The sequence below is a fragment of the Thermosulfurimonas sp. genome (genome assembly GCF_015491435.1).
Lineage (GTDB): Bacteria > Desulfobacterota > Thermodesulfobacteria > Thermodesulfobacteriales > Thermodesulfobacteriaceae > Thermosulfurimonas_A.
In genome coordinates, this window is record NZ_WFVX01000019.1 from 1 (window position 1) to 3,836 (window position 3,836).

At 62.2% G+C, this 3,836-nt stretch carries 3 protein-coding genes; all 3 read left to right on the forward strand.

Annotated elements, in window-relative coordinates:
• Positions 1–321, forward strand: a 321-nt coding sequence (locus tag F8J34_RS00740) for a nucleotidyltransferase domain-containing protein (RefSeq protein ID WP_297055357.1), incomplete at its 5' end; no start/stop codon positions are given.
• Positions 290–3,352, forward strand: coding sequence for an AIR synthase-related protein (locus F8J34_RS00745; RefSeq protein WP_297055358.1), 3,063 nt, complete (start codon positions 290–292; stop codon positions 3,350–3,352). The genes F8J34_RS00740 and F8J34_RS00745, both read left to right, overlap by 32 nt.
• Before the next feature lie 4 nt (positions 3,353–3,356).
• Positions 3,357–3,836: tRNA-dihydrouridine synthase family protein (locus F8J34_RS00750; protein WP_297055360.1), on the forward strand; the 480-nt coding region annotated here is incomplete at its 3' end.

A 3,836-nucleotide genomic window follows, 5' to 3' on the forward strand; every position in this document is an offset into this window, starting at 1 on the left:
TTTTTGCGGCTATGGATTTCTAAAGGATATCCCGGGGTGAAACTCCTGGTCTTTGGCTCCATCCTTTCGGGAAAGGCCCACCCGGCGCTCTCCGACATCGATGTCCTGATCCTGCTCCCCGAGGGCCTGCGTCCGGCGGAAATAAGACGGCTCTGGCTCTCCGAATTTCGCAGGTGCCATCCCTTTCATCCCTTTGAGTTTCATTTTGCCGATTCCGAAGTCTTCAAAAACTGGTATAGTCGTTTCGTAAAAGAGTGGTACGAAATAAGACTTGACCAGGAGGCCAGGAGTGAGAACGACCCGGATAGAAGTGGCCTTTAAGCCCGGTCTTCGCGATGCCCGGGGAGACAAAGTCCTCCGTCGGTCCCGGGATTTCCTGGGGCTTTCCGTTCAGGCCGTACGCACGGTGCGGGTTTACCTGGTGGAGGGGGACTTTTCCGGGGAGATACTGGAACGTCTTGCCCGCGAGGCCCTTTGCGACCCGGTAATCCAGCTCTTTTCCGTGGGAAAACCGCTCTCTCCCACCCTGGGCTTCGATTACGACTGGGTGATCGAGGTGGGCTTCCGTCCGGGGGTTACGGACAACGAAGGCCGGGTGGCGGCCGAAGCCCTGGAACTTCTCCTCGAACGCCCGCTTGATTCCTCCTGCGAAGGGGTCTATTCCGCCATGCAGTATCTGATAAGAGGAACCCTCTCCCCGGAGGACCTTGAACGCATGGCCCGGGAATTGCTCGCCAACGAACTCATCGAACGCTGGTGGATCCTCTCCCGGAAGGATTACGAAAAGACCGGCATCACCTACCCCGCTCCCCGGGTCACGGAGAGATCCGAAGCCACGGTGGAGACCTGGGACCTTTCACGACTTTCGGACGAGGAACTCCTTGCGCTCTCGCGGGAGAGGCTTCTCGCCCTTTCCCTTTCCGAAATGCGGACCATCCGGGACTTCTTCCGGCAAGCGGAGTTCGTGGAGGAAAGGCTCCGGCACGGCCTCGGCCCGGAGATCACCGATGTGGAGCTTGAGTGTCTGGCCCAGACCTGGTCCGAGCATTGCAAACACAAGATCTTTAACGCCCGCATCCACTATCGGGATCTCGAGTCCGGCGAAGGGTTCACCGTGGATAGTATCTTTAAGACTTACATCAGGGGTGCCACGGAAAAGATTCGCCAGCGACTCGGAGCGCGGGACTTCTGTCTTTCGGTCTTCGTGGATAACGCCGGGGTGATCAAACTCAACGATCGCTGGGCCCTGGCCTTTAAAGTTGAGACCCACAACAGCCCCTCGGCGCTGGATCCTTACGGAGGAGCCCTTACCGGAATCGTGGGGGTGAACCGCGATCCTTTCGGGACCGGGAAGGGAGCCCTCCTGGTCTTCAACACCGATGTCTTCTGCTTCGCCCCCCCGAACTGGGACAAACCCCTCCCGCCGCGGCTCCTCCATCCCCGCCGCATCTTCGAAGGGGTGCGCGAGGGGGTGGAACACGGCGGAAACCAGAGCGGAATCCCTACGGTAAACGGCTCCATCGTCTTCGATCCCCGCTATCTGGGAAAACCCCTGGTCTATTGCGGCACCGGGGGCATTTTACCCCTTGAGGTCTGTGGGGAACCCTCCTGGAAGAAGGGGGCCCGCCCGGGGGATCTGGTGGTCATGGTGGGCGGGCGTATCGGAAAGGACGGTATCCACGGGGCCACCTTTTCCTCCGAGGCCCTGCACGAGGGAAGCCCGGCCACCGCGGTCCAGATCGGAGACCCCATCACCCAGAAGAAGATGACCGACTTCCTGCTGCGGGCCCGCGATGAGTGCCTCTATACCTCCATCACCGACAACGGGGCCGGCGGGCTCTCCTCCTCGGTGGGGGAGATGGCCCGCGAGGCCGGTGGTGCGGAGCTGGATCTGGAAAAACCTCCCTTGAAGTACCCGGGGCTTAAGCCCTGGGAGATCCTCCTTTCCGAAAGCCAGGAACGCATGACCGTGGCCGTGCCCCCGGAAAAGATAGATCGGTTCCTGGAACTGGCCCGGCGCATGGACGTGGAGGCCACGGTGGTGGGTCGGTTCACCGACTCCGGGTACTTCCACCTGCGCTACGAGGGGCGCACCGTGGGCCTCCTTCCGCTCCGATTCCTTCATGAGGGTGTGCCCCAGATGGAGCTTTTTGCCGAATGGCACCCGCCGAGGCACGAGGAACCCGATCTTCCCGAGCCCGAGGACCTGGGGGCGGTGCTGCGGGAGATGCTTTCCCGGCTCAATGTATGTTCCAAGGAATACGTGGTGCGACAGTACGATCACGAGGTCCAGGGAGGCTCCGTGGTAAAACCCCTTACCGGGGCCCGGGACGACGGCCCGAGTGACGCCGCGGTGCTCCGTCCGGATCTTTCCCGCACCGACGGCATCGCCGTGGCCCACGGGATCTGCCCCAAGTTTTCGGATATCGATACCTACTGGATGGCGGCCAATGCCATCGACGAGGCCATCCGCAACGCGGTCTGCGTGGGCGGAGACCCGGAACACATGGCCGGACTGGACAATTTCTGCTGGTGCGACCCCATCGAAAGCGAAAAGACTCCGGACGGTCGCTACAAGCTGGCCCAGCTGGTGCGGGCCGCCCGGGCGGTGCACGACTTCACCCTGGTCTATGGGGTCCCCTGCATCTCCGGCAAGGACTCCATGAAAAACGATTACCTCATGGCCCTGGGGCTTGACCCGAAAGGAGAGAATCCCTACGGGGTGGGGACGATCCTTCCCGACGGAAGCCTTAAAATCTCCGTTCCTCCCACCCTTCTCTTTTCGGTGGTGGCCAGAGTCCCGGACGTGACCCGGGCGGTGACCATGGATGTGAAGCGCCCCGGAGACCTCCTTTATATTTTGGGCATGACCCGGGACGAGCTGGGAGGCTCGGAATACTATGCGAGCCGGGGCTTTGTAGGGGTCTCGGTTCCCAGGGTGGATGCCGAGGAAGCCCGCGTAAGGTACCTGCGCCTTCGGGACGCCATCTATTACGGTCTCATTGCCTCGGCCCACGACGCCTCGGACGGAGGACTGGCCGTAGCCCTTGCGGAGAAGGCCTTTTCCGGGGGTTACGGGCTTTTTGTGGATCTCTCCGCGGTGCCCTATGAGGGCTGTGGCCGACCGGACTTCATCCTCTTTTCCGAGTCCGCAAGCCGCATCCTGGTAACTGTGCCCCGCGATCGGAAACGCGACTTCGAAAAACTCATGGAGGGGACCACCTACGCCCTCATAGGGGAGGTCATCGCCGAGCCGGAACTCATCATCCGGGACGGCCTGGGCCGCGACCTGGTGAAGGAGCCCCTCTCCGCCCTCAAGGAGGCCTGGAAAACCCCTCTGGCCGAACTCTGAGCCGGTGCTTCCTCCCCCGACCCTTCTCGCCCCCATGGATGGGCTCACGCATGTGGCCTTCCGGCGCCTGGTGGCTCATTATGGTCCGCCGGATCTCTTCTATACCGAAATGGTAAGCGTGCGGGCGGTGGTCTTCCAGCCCCCGGAACGCGACCCTTATCTCTGGCACACGGAGGCCGACCGGCCCCTCATCGTCCAGCTTTCCGGCCGGGAGCCGGAACTTTTCGAGGAGGCCATCCGCATCCTGGACCAGAAGTTTGACTTCGCGGGCTACGACTTAAACTTCGGCTGCAGCAGGGGGCGGGCTCGCAGACAGGGCTGGGGTGCGGCCCTCCTTTCGGAGCCGGATCTCGCCCGGGAGATCGCCCGGGCCGCCCGCCGGGCCACCCGCAAACCCCTTTCCGCCAAGCTCCGCTCCGCCCCGGGCCACGATCTTAAAAAACTTCTTTCCTTCGCCGAGGACCTTCTTGCGGAAGGCGTTGAG